Annotated in this window: 15 protein-coding genes, 2 tRNA genes and 1 pseudogene; 5 read left to right on the top strand and 13 right to left on the bottom strand. The window is 65.5% G+C overall.

Features of this window, described 5'->3' with window-relative positions:
* Positions 1 to 76: 76 nt before the first annotated feature.
* The 6 genes and pseudogenes from AC5RTE_RS14155 to AC5RTE_RS14180 form a co-directional block, all read right to left on the bottom strand.
* A pseudogene (locus AC5RTE_RS14155) lies at positions 77 to 430 on the bottom strand (YidC/Oxa1 family membrane protein insertase); the annotation flags it as partial.
* A 191-nt stretch (positions 431 to 621) separates the two neighbouring features.
* Positions 622 to 1,584, bottom strand: a complete 963-nt coding sequence (locus AC5RTE_RS14160; protein ID WP_494042004.1) for a hypothetical protein — start codon at positions 1,582 to 1,584, stop codon at positions 622 to 624.
* A 289-nt stretch (positions 1,585 to 1,873) separates the two neighbouring features.
* Positions 1,874 to 1,947, bottom strand: a tRNA-Met gene (locus AC5RTE_RS14165).
* Positions 1,948 to 2,008: 61 nt separating this feature from the next.
* Positions 2,009 to 2,080: transfer RNA gene (locus AC5RTE_RS14170), tRNA-Thr, on the bottom strand.
* A gap of 348 nt (positions 2,081 to 2,428) precedes the next feature.
* Positions 2,429 to 4,585, bottom strand: a complete 2,157-nt coding sequence (locus tag AC5RTE_RS14175; RefSeq protein ID WP_494042005.1) for a DEAD/DEAH box helicase — start codon at positions 4,583 to 4,585, stop codon at positions 2,429 to 2,431.
* A 403-nt stretch (positions 4,586 to 4,988) separates the two neighbouring features.
* On the bottom strand, positions 4,989 to 5,645 hold the full coding sequence (locus AC5RTE_RS14180; RefSeq protein ID WP_494042006.1) for an MOSC domain-containing protein: 657 nt from the start codon (positions 5,643 to 5,645) through the stop codon (positions 4,989 to 4,991).
* 166 nt (positions 5,646 to 5,811) lie between these two features.
* Here AC5RTE_RS14180 and AC5RTE_RS14185 point away from each other — a divergent pair, with 166 nt between their 5' ends.
* Genes AC5RTE_RS14185 through AC5RTE_RS14195 form a run of 3 tightly spaced genes read left to right on the top strand, consistent with a single transcriptional unit; the run spans position 5,812 to position 9,213 of the window.
* Positions 5,812 to 6,447, top strand: a complete 636-nt coding sequence (locus tag AC5RTE_RS14185; RefSeq protein WP_494042007.1) for a Tat pathway signal protein — start codon at positions 5,812 to 5,814, stop codon at positions 6,445 to 6,447.
* Between the two features lie 2 nt (positions 6,448 to 6,449).
* Entirely contained in the window at positions 6,450 to 7,661 is a 1,212-nt protein-coding gene (locus AC5RTE_RS14190) for a glutathionylspermidine synthase family protein (RefSeq protein WP_494042008.1), read from the top strand.
* Positions 7,662 to 7,674: 13 nt separating this feature from the next.
* On the top strand, positions 7,675 to 9,213 hold the full coding sequence (locus AC5RTE_RS14195) for an APC family permease (protein WP_494042009.1): 1,539 nt from the start codon (positions 7,675 to 7,677) through the stop codon (positions 9,211 to 9,213).
* A 92-nt stretch (positions 9,214 to 9,305) separates the two neighbouring features.
* On the opposite strand, the gene AC5RTE_RS14200 is transcribed toward AC5RTE_RS14195, so the two are convergent.
* The 6 genes from AC5RTE_RS14200 to AC5RTE_RS14225 are packed head-to-tail and all read right to left on the bottom strand — an operon-like array spanning position 9,306 to position 15,039.
* On the bottom strand, positions 9,306 to 10,070 hold the full coding sequence (locus AC5RTE_RS14200; RefSeq protein ID WP_494042010.1) for an SDR family oxidoreductase: 765 nt from the start codon (positions 10,068 to 10,070) through the stop codon (positions 9,306 to 9,308).
* A gap of 25 nt (positions 10,071 to 10,095) precedes the next feature.
* On the bottom strand, positions 10,096 to 11,460 hold the full coding sequence (locus tag AC5RTE_RS14205; protein ID WP_494042011.1) for an MFS transporter: 1,365 nt from the start codon (positions 11,458 to 11,460) through the stop codon (positions 10,096 to 10,098).
* On the bottom strand, positions 11,457 to 11,966 hold the full coding sequence (locus AC5RTE_RS14210) for a winged helix-turn-helix transcriptional regulator (RefSeq protein WP_494042012.1): 510 nt from the start codon (positions 11,964 to 11,966) through the stop codon (positions 11,457 to 11,459). The genes AC5RTE_RS14205 and AC5RTE_RS14210 overlap by 4 nt, the downstream gene beginning before the upstream one ends.
* A 53-nt stretch (positions 11,967 to 12,019) precedes the next feature.
* Positions 12,020 to 13,183: a cystathionine gamma-synthase gene (locus tag AC5RTE_RS14215; RefSeq protein WP_494042013.1), complete on the bottom strand. Its 1,164-nt coding sequence runs from the start codon at positions 13,181 to 13,183 to the stop codon at positions 12,020 to 12,022.
* A 27-nt stretch (positions 13,184 to 13,210) separates the two neighbouring features.
* Positions 13,211 to 14,596 (bottom strand): cystathionine beta-synthase, encoded by a 1,386-nt coding sequence (locus AC5RTE_RS14220; RefSeq protein WP_494042014.1) that lies wholly within the window; start codon positions 14,594 to 14,596, stop codon positions 13,211 to 13,213.
* A 35-nt stretch (positions 14,597 to 14,631) separates the two neighbouring features.
* Positions 14,632 to 15,039 (bottom strand): VOC family protein, encoded by a 408-nt coding sequence (locus AC5RTE_RS14225; RefSeq protein ID WP_494042015.1) that lies wholly within the window; start codon positions 15,037 to 15,039, stop codon positions 14,632 to 14,634.
* A gap of 157 nt (positions 15,040 to 15,196) precedes the next feature.
* On the opposite strand from AC5RTE_RS14225, the gene AC5RTE_RS14230 reads away from it, so the two are divergent.
* Positions 15,197 to 16,180: a DNA-3-methyladenine glycosylase family protein gene (locus AC5RTE_RS14230; protein ID WP_494042016.1), complete on the top strand. Its 984-nt coding sequence runs from the start codon at positions 15,197 to 15,199 to the stop codon at positions 16,178 to 16,180.
* Positions 16,181 to 16,295: 115 nt separating this feature from the next.
* Positions 16,296 to 16,574, top strand: a complete 279-nt coding sequence (locus tag AC5RTE_RS14235) for a putative quinol monooxygenase (protein ID WP_163161755.1) — start codon at positions 16,296 to 16,298, stop codon at positions 16,572 to 16,574.
* 74 nt (positions 16,575 to 16,648) lie between these two features.
* Here the strand turns inward: AC5RTE_RS14235 and AC5RTE_RS14240 are convergent, their stop codons facing one another.
* Positions 16,649 to 17,062 carry a thioredoxin family protein gene (locus AC5RTE_RS14240; RefSeq protein ID WP_494042017.1) on the bottom strand — a complete coding sequence of 138 codons (414 nt, stop codon included), beginning with the start codon at positions 17,060 to 17,062 and terminating at the stop codon, positions 16,649 to 16,651.
* Between the last annotated feature and the right edge of the window lie 225 nt (positions 17,063 to 17,287).

A 17,287-nucleotide genomic window follows, 5' to 3' on the forward strand; every position in this document is an offset into this window, starting at 1 on the left:
TGCCGGTCCCGGACAAGGAACGGCTGAACCATGGTCCAGGCGTTGGAGACTGTCCAATAGACCAGGACGCCGATGGGAAAGAGAACACCGCCCACACCAAAAATGAGCGGCAGGATGCATGCCTCTTATACAAAGCCATTTGCTCCTGCGCCATCGACTGGCGGGAAAGCGGATCAGCCTTGCCCTGGTACTTATCCTGCAGTGTCTTCAGGTCCGGCTGCAGGAGCCGCATCCGCCGCTGCGCGTCAAGCTGCTTGAGGAACACGGGAATCATGGCAGCGCGGATGACCAGCACCAGCCCGACGATGGACAGCGCCCACGTCCAACCGCTGGCGGGCGGCATGCCAGCGGCGCCCAGTCCTTCATGGAAGCCGACCATAATGGCGGACACAAGCCATCTGAACGGGACCATGACCGCGTCGGAGTCCATGCGCTTCCCCCATCCGTGAGTTGCGGCAAAACTACGGGGAATCACTGGACTTGTCACGCTTCCGTGCGCGGCGGGATCGTGGCGGGCCAGGTGCAGCACTTGTCGGGGGCCGGAGACAGGAACGGGAGCCGGCGGATGAACGCCGGCTTCCGTGAGACCCCCGGTAAGACCCGACATCGGGTGCCCTGTTGCTACTGCTTTACGAGCGCATTTCCGTAGCCCGCATCGCACTTGCCGTCGTGGATGACGCCGGCGCCCGGCGCCACGGCGTAGTTGTTTGCGGGGTTGAAGACGGCGGTGTTGACGTTGGTCACCTTGCTGGCGCAGGCGTTGGCAGCGTCGGCGTTCACACTCTGACCGCCGATCCACATGTCAAGCCAGATGGTGGAGTTCGTGCCGTGGACATTGACGCCCTGGTGGCAGGGGCCGCCCTGCGGCTCTCTGCCGTCCCCGCAGGTGTCCTCGACAATGAAGTAACGGCGGACGTCCGGAAGGTAGATCCGGGTACCGGCCGGGAAGTCCAGCACGTCCTGGCCGGTGGCAAGGGAGTGCCCTACGGCGATCGTGATGGGGTCCTCATAGGTGCCGGTGCCGCCTGCAGTCTTGTGCAGTACCGGGTGGCTGATGGCAGTCGATCCCGCCGGGGTGTTGTCGTACCAGGTGTATGCGGTGGTGTAGGCGGTGGTGACGATGCGCTCGGAGGACGACGCCTGGACCGCAGGTGCCGCAGACGGCTTTGGGGCTGCCGGTGCGGCCGCAGACGGGGCGGGAACGGAGCCAACTGCCGGCACCCGGTTCGCGGCCTGCTCCAGCGCGGCAGCGTCCTTGGCCTTTGCGGCAGCGGCAGCCTCAACCTTTTTAGCAGCGGCGTCGGCCTCGGCCTTTCGCGCCGCCTCGGCTGCCGTAGCCTTTTCGGCTGCGGCGGCTGCGTCGGCTTGTTTGGCCTTCTCCGCAGCGGCCCTTTCCGCTGCGGCACGCTGGGAGGTTCCTACCTCGGAGGACGATGTTCCGGCCAAGGTGCTGGAGCTGGCTTCAAGACCGGCACCGGCCGCAGATGGTTGTGCGGACGTATAGGGTGCGCCGGTTCCGGCACACGCCGAGGTGGCGAGTAGGACGGAGAGCATGCCGGCGGCCAGCAGAGTATTTCTGCGCATGGAAAACTAAGCCTCTTCATGGAAGTGCGGAACGGCAGGTTCCGTGGGATGTCCTGCCAGGAGTTGGTCACGGTCTGTGGAGCACAAAAGGCGCTGCCACCTGGGGACTAGCACACGCAAAAGCATTCAGAACGCTTTCGTCGGGCGTGTGCGCCGACCGGTGACCTAAACGTTACATGGACCGGCAGGGAAGAAGCCAATCGGGTAAGGACAGGCCCTGCTGCGTGAAAATTAGAGGCAATTAACTGAAAAGCCCCCGGATCCTGAGTGGATCCGGGGGCTTGTCCTGTAGCGGTGGGGAGGCTCGATCTCCCGACCTCACGATTATGAGTCGTGCGCTCTAACCAACTGAGCTACACCGCCACGAATGAGAAAAACCTGTGTCAAGCCGGTCAAAACCGCCTTGACACAGGCCCTCATTCAGAGCCCCCCACCGGAATCGATCCGGTGACCTCGTTCTTACCAAGAACGCGCTCTACCACTGAGCTAGGGGGGCAACGAGTAAATACTCTACCGGAAGATTTTCCTCCCAACAAATCGGCGCCTGCAGCGGTTTGGCAGCTGCTCCGCAGCCGCTTTTCACGCCTGGGCAGGCCTGTTTTCCGCGCCATCACTGGGGTTTCTGTTATTCGAGCCGAGTGCGGCCCCGACTGCCACGGGGGTTTTGGACCCGGTGGAAGGCATCAATGTGTTCAGGCACACACCGTCCCATAGGTTTCGGACGGGCGCTACGACCTGAGCTGACCGGAAGGCCTGGTACCTGTCCGCTAACGGGCTGGTTAAACGCCGGTGAGCCGGCTCGAAAGCCGGCCCACCAGGAGAACGCGTCAGACTACCTGACGGGTTACCACTTGCCCTTGCGGTTGAAGTCGCGCTGACCGCCCTCGTTGCCGTGGCGGGGCTTGCGGGAGCCGTCGCCGTGGCCGCCGAAGCGGGAGTCGCTGGCCTGGCCGCGGCTGGAACCGCTGTCAGCCCCGAAGGAACGCTCGGAGTACGAACGGCCGCCGCGGTCAGCGGAGGAACGTTCGCCGTCGTTCTTGCGGAATTCCTTCTTGAACCCGCCGTTGCCCTTGAAGTTGCCGCCACGGTCACCGCCGCGGTTCCCCTGGTACGCGCCACGTTCGCCAGAGGGCTTGCGACCGTTGTCCAGCTCAAGGTGGATCAGCTCGCCGCCGATCCGGGTGCGGGACAGGGCACGCAGCTGCTCTGGGCTCAGGTCCGCCGGAAGCTCCACGAGGGAGTGGTCCGAGCGGATGTCGATGCCGCCGATCTGGGCCGAGGAGATGCCGCCTTCGTTGGCGATGGCGCCCACGATCGAACCGGGCATGACACGCTGGCGGCGTCCCACGGCGATCCGGTAGGTGGCATTGCCTTCAGTAAGCGTGCGGGTCGGTCCACGTGAGCCGAAGCCGTCCTTGGCCCGTTCGCGCTTCTGGAACTCGGGAGCCGCCGGCAGTTCCTTCACCAGCAGCGGCTGGCCGCCCTGCGCCATGACGGCAAGGGCAGCAGCGATTTCCGCAGCCGGTACGTTGTGCTCTTCCTCGTAGGAGGCAATGAGGTCGCGGAAGGCGGCGACATCCTCGGAGGCGAGGGTCTCGGTGATTTTCTCGGCGAACTTGCCCAGGCGCAGCGTGTTCACGGTCTCGGCCGTGGGCAGGTGCATCTGCTCCACCGGCTGGCGGGTGGCCTTCTCGATGGAGCGCAGCAGGTACTTCTCGCGCGGCGTCATAAACAGAATGGCGTCACCGGAACGGCCTGCACGGCCGGTGCGGCCAATGCGGTGCACGTAGGACTCGGTGTCGTGCGGGATGTCGTAGTTGATCACGTGGCTGATCCGCTCGACGTCGAGCCCGCGGGCGGCAACGTCGGTAGCAACGAGGATGTCGATGCGGCCTTCCTTCAGCGCGTCCACAGTGCGCTCACGCTGCTGCTGCGGGATGTCGCCGTTGATCGCTGCTGCCTGGAAGCCGCGGGCCTTCAGCTTGTCAGCCAGGTCCTCGGTAGCCATCTTGGTGCGCACGAAGGCGATGACGCCGTCGAACTCTTCGACCTCGAGGATGCGGGTCATCGCATCGAGCTTGTGCGGGCCCATGACCTGCAGGTAGCGCTGGCGGGTGTTGGCGCCGGTGGTGGTCTTGGACTTGACGGAGATCTCAGCCGGGTTGTTCAGGTACTGCTTGGACATGCGGCGGATCTGGCTCGGCATGGTGGCCGAGAACAGCGCTACCTGGCGGTCCGACGGGGTCTGCTGGAAGATCTGCTCCACGTCCTCGGCGAAGCCCATGCGCAGCATCTCGTCGGCCTCGTCCAGCACCAGGTACTGAAGTTCGGAAAGATCCAGGGAACCCTTGGCGATGTGGTCAATCACGCGGCCCGGGGTACCAACAACAACCTGTGCGCCGCGGCGCAGGCCGGCGAGCTGCGGTCCGTAAGCGGAACCGCCGTACACGGGCAGGACGGTGAAGTCGTCGATGTGCTTGGCGTAGGAGGTGAAGGCTTCCGCCACCTGAAGCGCGAGCTCACGGGTGGGGGCCAGAACCAGTGCCTGGGTCTTGCGGGACGGGCCGTTGAGGTCGTGGAGCTCGGCCAGGCGGGACAGTGCCGGCACTGCGAAAGCTGCAGTCTTACCGGTGCCGGTCTGTGCCAGGCCAACCACGTCGCGGCCTTCCAGCAGCAGCGGGATGGTTGCTGCCTGGATGGGCGAAGGCTTTTCGTAGCCGACGTCCTGCAGTGCTGCGAGGACACGGCCGTCGATGCCGAGGTCGGCGAACTTTACGGCGTCTTCCTCGTCCTCAGGGCCGGCTGCGGCGGCGGCAGGCGCTTCGACGGAAGCTGCGGCGGCGGCAGGCGCTTCCCCGGAAGCTGCGGGGGCGGCAGGCGCTTCGACGGAAGCTGCGGGGGCGGGCTCTGCTGCGGGAACAGCGGCCTCGGTGAATTCGACGGCGGCGGTTTCGGGTGATGCCGCTTCGAAGGTGGCGTCGTCGTTTTGATTTTCGGGCATAGGAGAATGTTCCTCATCCATAGGGGGCCAGGCGGCGCTACCCGAGGTGAGCGGAGCCGCAGTACGTGTGCCGTGGGTGCCGGGCGTACATTGACCGGCCGGTCACAGAAGTCCGGCGCTTTCGCAATCCCGTGGCAGGACTTCCCGCTGCATCTCTTGGCTGCTATCCCAGCAGTCTGTACAGCGTTTTCTTTAGCCGGCTCTCCCTATGAAAATGCCCGCTTCACATTAGCGGGCCCCAACACTTGCCAGTCCTGCCTCAAAAATTGGGCAGGAATAAGGGATTTCCGGAGTGGGGGATATTTCAAGTGTAGGGCACCGCCAGCCCCAGCGGTAATTAAGGGCACGACGGCGGCGGTGAGCTTGCGCACACCGCCTGCTCCCCAGCCGCGCGGCGGGACAGCTACCGGCCCAGCTGCCGCTCCAGCTGGGCGAACTTCCGCCTGAACTCAGGCTGCTGAAGGCGGATGTCGCCGCCGGCCTCGGCGTCACGGAGCGCTTCCATGGACTCCAGGTCCGGTTCCCGGAACCACTGGCGCACGGTGACCCCGTGCCCGGGGACGTAGAGCCGGTGAATTTGGTCCCCTGCCCGGATGGTGCCCACCCGCAGCACACGCAGGTACGCGCCCACCCGGCCCTCAGCGGTGAACCGTTTGGCGAATTGCGGCTCGGCCAGCCGGCGCTGGAAGGTAGCGCAGGGTGTCCGCGGGGAAGTCACCTCCACTTCCACGTCGAGGCCGATTTTCCACCGTTCGCCGATCACGGCCCCGGTTGCCTCGATCCCTGCAACGCGCAGGTTCTCCCCGAAGATTCCCGGCGGAAGGTCCCGCTGGAGCTCACGCGCCCAGTAGTCGGCGTCGGCCTGGGAATAGGCATAAAGAGCCTGGTCCGGCCCGCCGTGATGGACGCGGTTCGCCTGGATATCCCCCTGCAGGCCCAGCTTGTGCACCTTCACCGGGCCCTCCACCGCGCGCTTGTCGATGGCGGTCACGCCCACATTCGAGACATCCGGCAGGAGCTGGTGGACACGGCAGACGGCGAGCACAGCGGCAGTTTCCATGGCACCAGTGTAGGGATCCCTTACCGCCCCGGCTTGGCTTTCCCGCCGTGGGGAGTTCTCCCGCGCCTGCTCGCAGCGGTGGGCTGCAGGGACTACGCTGATTTGAGGATTGCAATTGGGGGTGCAGCGCTGTGCCCAATTCATGTGGACAACTGAGGGGGACGCCATGGACCCGAATAAGGATCCGAAGCACAATCCAGCCCAAGGCGACGGCCAGCAGCCAGGCCCGGCCCGCGGTTCCGGTGCCGCACCGGACGGCAGCCCCGCCTCGGACAGCCCCAAGCCTCCTCCGTGGCAGGTACCCAAACCGGAACTGCGCCCGGAACTCCTCAATGAACCAGTCACTCCGGTGGATCCTTTTGCCCGGGACCGGGAGAAGCAGGCAGAGGCGGCAACACGGAAGAAGCGCTCCCAACGGCGGACCGTCGTCGTAGGTCTCGGTGTCACCGCGCTGCTCGCGGGCACCCTCACCGCCGTCGTGGCCAGCAACCAGGACGATCCGGAGTACGCCCAGGTCTGTTTCAACGATGAAACCGGCGAGCGCGTGGAAGACACCAACTGCAACAGCTCCGCTGGGCGTGGCGGCGGCATCTATGCCTGGTACTTCTTTTCACGCGGCGCCTTCGTGCCTGCCATCGGGCAAAACCGGTCCATGGCGCCGAACTACACCCGGACTGTGCCCAGCGGCGCCAAGGCATCCACCGGCTACAGCACCAAGGGCGGTACCGTCAGCCGTGGCGGATTCGGCACCACCGCAAAGAGCGGCACCAGCGGCGGCGGCAGCAAAGTCTCGGGGGGCTGAGCGTGAAAAGGTTGCTGAGCGAGCCCAGGCCCGGATGGAAACGGAAGATTGAAGAACAGGGCCTGGTCTTCTCCACCACCACCATGCCGGACGGCCGCAGGATCGAGTACTGGAACGAGGCCGCTTACTACGAATTCACCATGGACGAGGTGGAGACCCTCGAGGCAACGGCCGAGGACATGCACAAAATGTGCTTGGAGGCTGCGCGGTTCCTGGCCACCGGCGCCATGGGGGACATTGGTATCGGTCCGCAGGCCCTGGAACTGGCTGCTGCATCATTGCAGGCCGGTGATTTTGATGTTTACGGCCGGTTCGACTTCATCTACGACGGCCAGGGCGGACCGGCGAAGATGCTTGAGTACAACGCAGACACCCCCACCGGCCTAATCGAGGCGGCAGTGGCCCAGTGGTTCTGGCTGCAGGACGTCTTTCCGGAAACGGACCAGTGGAACGGCATCCATGAAGCACTGATCCGGCAGTGGAAAAAGATGCAGTTCCGTACCGGCATGAGCACTCTCCACGTAGCGCACTCGGAGGTGGAGGAATCCGGTGAGGACTGGATGACCGCGGCCTACATGCGGGATGTGGCCAGCCAGGCCGGCTGGACGACTATCGGCATCAACATGTCCGACATCGGCTGGGACCCCAACTTAAACCGGTTCGTGGACCTGGACAACTTCATGATCAGCACCATCTTCAAGCTGTATCCGTGGGAGCTGATGATGAAGGAACCGTTCGGGCCCAGACTGCTGGAACGCGCCCACAACCCCCGCTGGGTTGAACCGGCGTGGAAAATGCTGCTCTCCAACAAGGCGCTGCTTGCAGCGCTGTGGCACCTGTTCCCGGACCATCCCAACCTGCTGCCCGCGTACCTGAACGAACCGGGACCGCTGAAGGAATGGGTGGCCAAGCCCCTGCACGGCCGCGAAGGCGACAACATCAAGATCCACGCTCAGGGCATCAGTCTCGAACAGCCCGGCGGGTACGGCCGCGAAGGCTGGTGCTACCAGCAGTATCATCCCCTGCCGGACTTCGAGGGCAACCACCCCGTTCTTGGCCTCTGGGTGGTGGACGGCGAGTCCGTGGGCTGCGGTATCCGGGAATCTGACGGCCCCATCACCGATTACTTCTGCAGGTTTGTGCCCAACACCATTGACGCCGCGGCCCCGCCCCCCGCCCTGACCGATTCAAGCAAAGCAGGTATTGCACTATGAGCCCGGTGACACCATGAGCACAGAAATTACGACGGCGGGGGCACCCGGCAGCGGGCCCGGCGCTTCTGTACCGCCCAAGGGACTCCGCGCCGGCATTTTGGACCTTGGCGACTCCGTCATGCTGGGGCTGGCTTCAACGGCGCCGGTATATTCGCTGGCCGCCACCTTGGGGCTTATTGTCGCCGTAAACGGCAACTACACTCCCCTGATCCTGCTGCTCGGCTTCATCCCCGTCCTGTTCATTGCGTACGCCTTCCGGGAGCTCAACAGCGCCATCCCGGACTGCGGCACCACCTTTACCTGGTCACGGCGGGCCTTCGGACCCTGGGCAGGCTGGCTGGGGGGTTGGGGCGTTGCGCTCGCAGGCATCGTGGTCCTGGCCAACCTCGCCCAGGTGGCGGGCCAGTATCTGTGGCTCCTGGTAGGTGACGGCGCGCTGGCTGAGAACACGGCGCTGGTCACCGCCACGGGCGTGCTGTTCATTGCGGTCATGACGTTGGTGAACTACCGGGGCATCCGGCTGGGCGAGCACGTCCAGCGGGTCCTGACCTACGTGCAGTACGTTGCGCTGGGCATCTTCGCACTGGCCGTTGTAGTGGGTATTGTGGCCGGGTCCTCGGCCGGGGACACCACTATCCAGACATTCGACTTTGAATGGTTTAACCCGGTGGGCGCGTTCGCCGATCCGGGCGCGGTGGTGCACGGCGCCCTGCTGGCACTGTTTATCTACTGGGGCTGGGACACCTGCCTGGCGGTTAACGAGGAGACGGAAAATCCGTCCACCACCCCGGGCCGCGGCGCGGTGATCTCCGCCTTCGTCCTGGTAGCCATCTACGTGTCCGTTGCGCTCCTGGTGATGATGTACGCCACCGTTGGCAGCGACGGCATCGGTTTGGGCAACGAGGCGAACCAGGACGACGTCTTCCTGGCCATGAAGGACGTGGTGCTCGGACCCTGGGGCTGGCTGATCGTCGTCGCGGTCCTGGCTTCGGTGCTGTCCTCCACGCAGACCACCATCCTGCCCACTGCGCGGGGCACCCTGTCCATGGGCGTTCACGGTGCTTTGCCTGCCAAGTTCGGCCAAGTGCACCCCAAGAACCAGACTCCCGGTTTCTCCACGCAGGTCATGGGGGCCGCGGCCATCGCCTACTACGTGGCCATGAGCTTCCTGAGCGAAAACCTGCTCTCCGACTCCATCAGCGCCATCAGCCTGTTCATCGCCTTTTACTACGCCCTCACCGGTTACGCCTGCTTCTGGTACTTCCGGAACACGCTGCGCGGGTCCGCACGGAACCTGTGGTTCCGGGGCATCCTGCCGCTGGTGGGGGCGCTGCTGCTGACCGCTGCGTTCTTCATCTCTGCGGTCCAAATGTGGGACCCGGCGTACGGCGACACCCAGATCTTCGGCGTCGGCGGTGCCTTCGTCAGCGGCGTGGTGCTGCTGGCACTGGGCGTGGTGCTCGCGATTGTCTGCCGCTTCCTCCCCGCAACCCGCGGCTATTTCACCGGTAAGGCGCGCACCGGAGAAACCACCACTCCCCTCCCCAACTAACTGGCAGTAAATGTCGTTTTGGGCGCTCAAAACGACAACAACTGCGAGCTAGTTGGGTGGTGCGGGGGAAGGCGGGCCGGGCGGAACAGGATTCACGCCGAGAAGCCGCCGTCGGACTTGATGAGCTGTCCCGAGACCCAGCGGCCCGCCGGGGAGAGCAGGAACGCGACAGTGCCGGCGACGTCGGCAGGGGTTCCCAGGCGTCCGGTCGGCTGGCGGGCCAGGACGGCTTCCCTGATTCCGTCGTCCATCCAGCCCGTGTCCACCGGGCCCGGATTCAGGACGTTCGCCGAGATGCCCATCGGTCCCAGCTCGCGGGCAGCCGCAATCACGATCCGGTCCAGCGCCCCCTTGGATGCACCGTACGGCAGGTTGAACGCCGTGTGGTCGCTGGTCAACGCCACGATCGCGCCGCCGTCGGCTGTTGCCTGCCGCGCGAACCCGGCGATCAGCTGCCAGCTGGCCCTGGTGTTTACGGCAAAGTGGCGCTCGAAGGACTCCAGGCTGGTGTCCAGGATGCCCGAGTCCACCGATTCGGCGTGGCTCAGGACCATGCCCTGCAGCGGACCGGCCAGCCGTACCGCTTCGGACAGCAGCCGTTCCGGCGCCGCCGGGTCCTCCAGGTTCACGGGCAGCAGGTGCACGCGCGCGCCGATGGCTTCCAGTTCGGCGGTCAAACGGACGACGTCGTCCGGCTCGCTCCCCCAGGGCATCCGGGCGTCGTAGTCCTGCCAGTAAGCCAGCACCAGGTCCCAGCCCTCCGCGGCAAGCTGCCGCGCGATGCCGGCGCCGATGGAGGCCAGCCGTCCTGCCCCGGTTATGAGTGCGGTTTTGCGCGTTGTTGCGGGAGGCTCCATCCGCCCAGCCTAGCGGCGGAGGGCGCTACGGGGCTGGAACCGGCTCAGCTTCCCGGGACGCCGGGTGTTTGCGGATGGTGGCGCTGATGACTGCCGCGATGGTGCACATGGCCGCCGCGCCGAACCAGGCGTAGGTGTATTGGCCGGTGGCGTCCCTGATGGCTCCGGCCCCCAGTGCTGCCGCGGCCGCTCCAAGCTGGTGCGCGGCGAACACCCAGCCGAACACAACGCTGCCGTCCGCGCCGAAGGTTTCGCGGCAGATGGCGGCGGTGGGCGGAACGGTGGCCACCCAGTCAAGGCCGTAGATCACCACAAAAACGATCATGCTGGGCTGGACTTCGGCGCTCAGGAGCAGGGGAAGCACCAGCAGGCCGATCCCGCGGAACTGGTAGTACACGGCAAGCAGGATCCGCGGGTTGTACCGGTCCGTCAGCCAGCCGGAGGCGATAGTGCCCACAATATCGAAGACCCCGACGACGGCGAGCAGGCCGGCGGCGGTGGTTTCCGCCATGCCGTGGTCGTGTGCGGAGGGGATAAAGTGGGTGCCGATCAGGCCGTTGGTGGTGGCGCCGCAGATTGCGAACCCTGCCACGAGCGCCCAAAAGGTCCGGACCTTGCTGGCACGTTGAAGCACCTGCAGCGCCCTGACCGCGGCGTTGTCGCGGGTCCTGTCTGCCGGTGCCGGCGCTTGCGCGGAGGCCCCGGCGGCGGGCGGAGCGGCCCCGTACGGCAGCACGCCGGCGTCGGCCGGTGAGTTTTTGAGGAACTTCAGCACCAGCGGGACCACCGCCAGGGCGCCGGCGGCGATCAGCAGCGACGCCTGCCGCCAGCCCGGGTCCTGGGCCAGCATGGCGATGAACGGCAGGAAGACCAGCTGTCCCGCAGCGCTGCCTGCGGTGAGGATGCCGATCACCAGCCCGCGGCTTTTGACGAACCAGGTGTTGGCGATTGTGGCGGCGAAGACCAGTGCCATGGAGCCGGTGCCGAGCCCGATTAGCAGGCCCCAGGTCAGCAGGATCTGCCAGGACTGGTTCACCAGCACGGTGAGGGCGCTTCCCAGACCGATCAGCACCAGTGCCGTTGCCGTGACTTTCCGGATGCCGAAGCGTTCCATCAGCGCAGCGGCAAAGGGTGCCGTGAGTCCGAAGAGAACCAGGTTGATGCTGACCGCCCCGGACAGAACGGTGGTGGACCAGCCAAACTCCTGCTGGAGCGGCACCATGAGGACACCGGGCGCGGCGCGGAAGCCGGCGGCACCCACCAGGGCGAGGAAGGCGACGGCGGCAACAATCCACGCGGGATGGAAGCGGCGCCCGGGCCACCCCTCCGGCCGGGCTGCGGGCGCTTCCTGTTCATCGGGCACTGCTGCTTCATCGGGGACAGTGCTCACGCCGCGGCTCCTTTCCGGGGTGCAGCGGTGGAAAGCGCGATGGGACGTTCCGACCTCGCCTGGCTGTGCCAGCTCGTGCTGGCCGCCGTCAGCCGCTCACCGCATTCGGTGCAGGTATCGGCTGAGCCGGTCCTTTTGCCGCAGGTTGAGTGAATGACAAAGAGGTGGGCCTTGTCCGAGGGTGCGGCCAGATGCTTTTCTGCCCAGAGCGTCAGCGCATTCAGGACCGGGAGGGCGTCCTCGCCCATCGGGGTGAGGACGTATTCCTGGCGTGTGCGCCCGCCGTCGTCGTACGGCCTTTTCGCCAGCAGCCCTGTCGCGGTCAGGCCTGCCAGGCGCTTGGTGAGCACAGAGTCCGCCACCTTCAGCCGCGACCTGATGGCGTCGAAGCGGCCGTTGCCGAAGAAAAGCTCCCGGAGGACAAGGATGGCCCAGGGGTCGCCCAGGATGTCAACGCCGCGGGCGATGCTGCAGTTTTGCCCGGACCAGTCGGATCGAAGTGCCATGGCAAAACCGTAGCGGGCTTTCTTGAAGATAGCCAGCATCCCGCCGAAGACCCCTATGGAAGTGAGGTGAAGGCCTGTTCCAGGTCCGCGATCAGGTCCTCCACGTCCTCAATCCCGCAGGACAGGCGGAGCAGGTTGACCGGAACCGCCAGTTCGGTGCCCTTGACCGAGGCATGGGTCATTTCGGACGGGTAGTTCATCAGCGATTCAATGCCGCCCAAGGACTCCGCGAGCATGAACACTTTGGTGGATTCAGCCACCTTGCGCGCGGCCGCCTCGCCGCCCTTGAACTGTACGGACACCATGCCGCCGAACTGCCGCATCTGTTTCTTCGCCAGCTCGTGCCCAGGGTGGCCGGGCAAGCCCGGATACAGGACGGCTTCCACTTCAGGCCGTTCCAGCAGCCATTCGGCCACCGCCTGTCCGTTCAGGCTGTGCCGGTCCATCCGCACGCCCAGAGTCTTCAGGCCGCGGGTGGTGAGGAAAGCATCCATGGGGCCGGAAACTGCCCCGACGGCGAACTGGACGAAGCCGATCTTCTCGGCCAGTTCGGCATCCTTGACCACCACGGCGCCGCCCACCACGTCGGAGTGCCCGCCGATGTACTTGGTGGTGGAGTGAACGACGACGTCGGCACCCAGGGCGAGCGGGGTCTGCAGGTAGGGGGATGCAAAGGTGTTGTCGACGACCAGGAGGGCCCCGGCGTCGTGCGCGATCCCGGCGAGCGCGGCGATGTCGGTGATCTTCATCAGCGGGTTGGACGGTGTCTCCACCCACAGGAGCCGGGTGTTATTGGCGGCGACAGCCTGCCGCACGGTGTCCAGGTTCGCCATATCCACCGGGGTGTTGCCGATTCCCCAGGGACCCAGCACACGGCTGATGAGCCGGTAGGTTCCGCCGTAGGCATCGTTGCCGAGCACAATGTGATCGCCCGGCCGGGTCAAGGCGCGGATCAGCCCGTCTTCCGCCGCGAGGCCCGAGCCGAAGCTGTAGGCGTGGGTGCCCAGTTCCAGCGCGGCCAGCTGCTCCTGCAGGGCGTCGCGGGTGGGGTTGCCCCCGCGGCCGTACTCATACCCGTCCCGGAGTCCCCCGATGCCGTCCTGCGCATAGGTGGTGGCGAAATGCACGGGAGGCACCACCGCGCCGGTGCGCGGCTCGAAATCCTGCCCCGCATGCACAGCGCGGGTATTAAAACCTTGGTTCTGGGAGGCGGACATGATGCTCCTTTTGTTGGGGGAAGCAGGTCAGTTGCTGAGGTAGGCCAGGAGGTCGTGGCGGGTGAGGATGCCCACCGGCGCACCGACGAACGTGACCATGACGGTGTCCACGTCCGAGAGCAGCTCGCGGGCGGCCGAGATGGTTTCGAGTGAACCGATGACAGGCAGTTTGGGGCCCATGTGCTCGGAGATCTTGTCCGTCAGCCTGGCTTCGCCGCGGAAGAGCTTGGCGGTCAGGGTGCGTTCGTCCACCGCGCCCAGGACCTCGCCCATCACCACCGGCGGTTCCTGCGACAGCACCGGGATGTGGCTGACCCCGAACTCGTTCATGACGTTGATGACATCGCGGACGGACTCGTTGGGGTGGATGTGTACCAGGTCCGGCAGTTCGCCGTTCTTGGAACTGATGACCTCGCCCACGGACGTCTCCTCACCGCCGGACAGGAAGCCGTAGGAACGCATCCACTGGTCGTTGAAGATTTTCGCCAGGTAGCCGCGGCCTGAGTCGGGAAGGATGACGACGACGACGGCGGACTCCGGCAGGTCCCGTGCCGCCTGCAGCGCGGCCACCACAGCCATGCCTGAGGATCCGCCCACCAGCAGGCCTTCCTCGCGGGCAAGCCGGCGCGTCATGGCGAACGAGTCGGCGTCGGAGACGGCGATGACCTGGTCCGGGATGGACTTGTCATAGTTCGCCGGCCACATGTCCTCCCCCACACCTTCAACGAAGTAGGGGCGTCCGGTGCCGCCGGAGTAGACCGAACCCTCGGGGTCGGCACCGATGATCCGGACCAGCCCGCCGTCGGACTCCGGCCGGTCAGCCGAGACCTCCTTGAGGTAGCGGCCCGCACCGGTGATGGTTCCGCCGGTACCGGCGCCGATAACGCAGTGGGTGACCAGGCCGTCCGTATCCCGCCAGATCTCCGGCCCGGTGGTCTGGTAGTGGCTGCCGGGGGCGGCGGGGTTGGAGAACTGGTCCGGCTTGTACGCGCCAGGTGTCTCCCGGACCAGCCGGTCCGAGACACCGTAGTAGCTTTGCGGGCTGTCCGGCGGGACGGCAGTGGGTGTCACCACCACTTCGGCTCCGTAGGCCTGCAGGACGGCACGCTTGTCCTCGCCCACCTTGTCCGGCACCACAAAAATGCACTTGTAGCCTTTTTGCTGTGCAACCAGCGCCAAGCCCACGCCGGTGTTGCCGGACGTGGGCTCAACAATGGTTCCGCCAGGCTGCAGCTTGCCCTCCCGCTCGGCGTCTTCAATCATCTTGGCCGCGATGCGGTCCTTGATGGATCCGCCGGGGTTCAGGTACTCCAGCTTGACCAGGACTGTGGCTTTGATGCCCTCAGTAACGTGGTTGAGCTGGATGAGCGGGGTGTTGCCGATGAGGTCCAGGATGGACTGGGCGTACTTCATGAGTACAAAGCTACCGCTTCCACAGGCCCTGTCCCCTACCCGGCAGCCTGCGCCTGCTGGTCCGCGGGAAGGTTTTCCCAAAGGCCCATGACGTTGCCTTCGGTGTCCTTAAAGTATGCGAAGGAGCCCATGCCCGGGATAGTTTCCTTCGGCCTTACCACCGCGCCGCCCAGAGACTCCACCGTCTTCAAGGTGGCCTCAATGTCCTCCACATCCACGGTAACGACGGGACTGGACAGGTCAGCCTCCCGCGCCATCATGCCGCCGTTGATCGCCCCCGCTTCCGTGGGTTGTCCGGTGGACTCGTCCATGGGCGTGGTGATCACCATGTTGTAATCCATGCCCGGGACGGGGTCGATCCGCCAGCCGAGGGCCTCCTTGTAGAAGCTTCTGGCCCGCTCCTGATCATCCGCGGGGATTTCGAAGTGCACGACTCCACCCATCGTTTCCTCCTGGTTTTTTCGAGCTTCCGGATGCAGTGTTTTCCGCACCACAGGCAGGATTCTAGTCTCCGGATGCGTGCTGGATAAGGGCCCGGAACGTCCGACGCCGTTCCAGCCCTGCGGGTGTTTTGTCACCCCGTCGTGGGACGATAGCTGCATGACAATCGCAGAGGCACCCCCGCGGCTGGCGGCCGCGGCGGATTCCTCGCTCCGGTGGTATCCGGGTGGCCCCTATGACCTGGCGCGGACTCTCGGCCCGCTCCTGCGCGGCAACAGCGATCCATCCTTTAGTGTCCAGGGAAGCGTTATCTGGAATGCCGTCACCACGGAAGAGGGCCCGGCCACCGTAAGGTTCAGCGGGGCGGGCAACGCCGGGTTGGAGCACCGGGTGGACGTGCAATCCTGGGGTCCGGGCGCCGGCGCAGCCCTGGCGTCTGTCCCGCGGCTCCTGGGGGCAGAGGACGACTGGCAGGGCTTTGACGAGCCGTCGTTCCACGCCACACTTCCCCGCATGGTGCGGGAAGCGCGGCGGCGCAGCCTGGCCCTGCGGCTCCCATCCACCGGGCGGATGGTGGACCAGCTCGTGCCGATCATCCTGGAACAAAAAGTGACAGTAATTGAGGCACGCCGGGCCTACCGGTACCTGATACACCGATACGGCTCCCCCGCTCCCCCGGCCGGATCGCTGGCTCCTGCCGGGCTCCTGCTGGCACCCACCGCCACCCAATGGCTGCAGGTGCCGAGCTGGGAGTGGCACCGGGCCGGAGTAGGGCCGCAGCGCTCGGCGACCGTGATGCGGGCGCTCCGCTCCGCCGTCGCGCTTGAACGGCTGGCAGCGCTGCCTGCGCTGGAAGCGGCGGCGAAGTTGCAGACCATACCCGGCATCGGCATCTGGACGGCGGCGGAGGTGGTGCAGCGCACCCACGGCTGCCCTGACTCCATCTCGGTGGGCGACTACCATCTCGCCGCCTATGTAGGGGCCGCGTTGACGGGACGGCGGACGGACGACGCCGGCATGCTCCGCCTCCTCGCCCCGTGGCAAGGGCACCGCCAGCGCGTGGTGCGGATGATCCAGAGCAGCGGCTTCCGCAAACCCACCTTCGGACCCAGGATGACCATTCAGGACCACCGCCGGCACTGATCCGGCCAGGACGAACGGCAGATACCGGCAGGAGAATCGATTAGTGGCGCAACAGTCCGGCGGGCCTGCGTCAACAGTAAAGGGCACGCGGGCAGGGGCCGGTATTGTGAAATCCATGAGTTCACCTATTGACCTGCAGGCAACGTTCATTCCCAATGACGGCGAGTTTTACCGTGTGAAGCTGGCTCTGGAAATCGCCATCGACGAGGTGGTGAACGAGCCGGGCTGCATCCGCTACGAGCTTACTGAAGCAACGGAGGAAAAACTGGTCCTTACCGAACAGTGGGCGTCGGAGGAGGACCTGGCCAAGCACTCCAACGGCATCGCGGTGCAGGACCTGAACGAGTCCCTGAGCGCGCTCCTGGCCGAGCCCGTCAAGCTGGAACGCCTCTAACTTCTTCTAAACGCGGTTAAAGCGAAGCGGCGCCCTCCTCGTGGAGGGCGCCGCTTCTACGTTCTGGGGGATGTTTACGCTTCCGGAATCTGCGTACCGTCCTGGGGGCCGGCCGCGGCAGCGGCTTCCTCCCGCTGGCGGGCTACATGGGCATGGACCTCGTCCATGTCCAGCGCCTTGACGGCGTCAACCACCTGTTCCAGCTGCTGTGCGTTCAGGGCTCCGGGCTGTGAGAACACCAGCACCTTCTCGCGGAAAGCCATCAGGGTGGGGATTGAGGAAATGCCTGCCTCGGCGGCGAGCTGCTGCTCCGCTTCCGTGTCCACCTTCGTGAAGAGGACGTCCGGGTGCTTCTCGGAGACGGTGGAGTACGTGGGCCCAAACTGCTTGCAGGGGCCGCACCATTCTGCCCAGAAGTCCACCAGGACAATGTCATTGCCCTCGATAATTGACGCGAACTGTTCACCTGTGATGTCAACGGTAGCCATGAGTCAACGGTACGCGCGGCCGCCGGGGATGTCGCGGCCGCGGCCGTTTGTTCGCTCCCCGCGTCATTGGGAATAACCTGGCCTGCACAGCGGACCCGGGGAAACCTTGGAGCCTCTGCCCGGGAGGGCTAGGGCGTGTCTCCTAAATCTGGGCTGGCTTAGCAGTGATGCTTGATGGGTGTCGCGTACTTCTGTTTTGACTGACGGGCAGTGGGCCCGCATCCA

It is taken from the genome of Arthrobacter sp. K41, assembly GCF_059089645.1.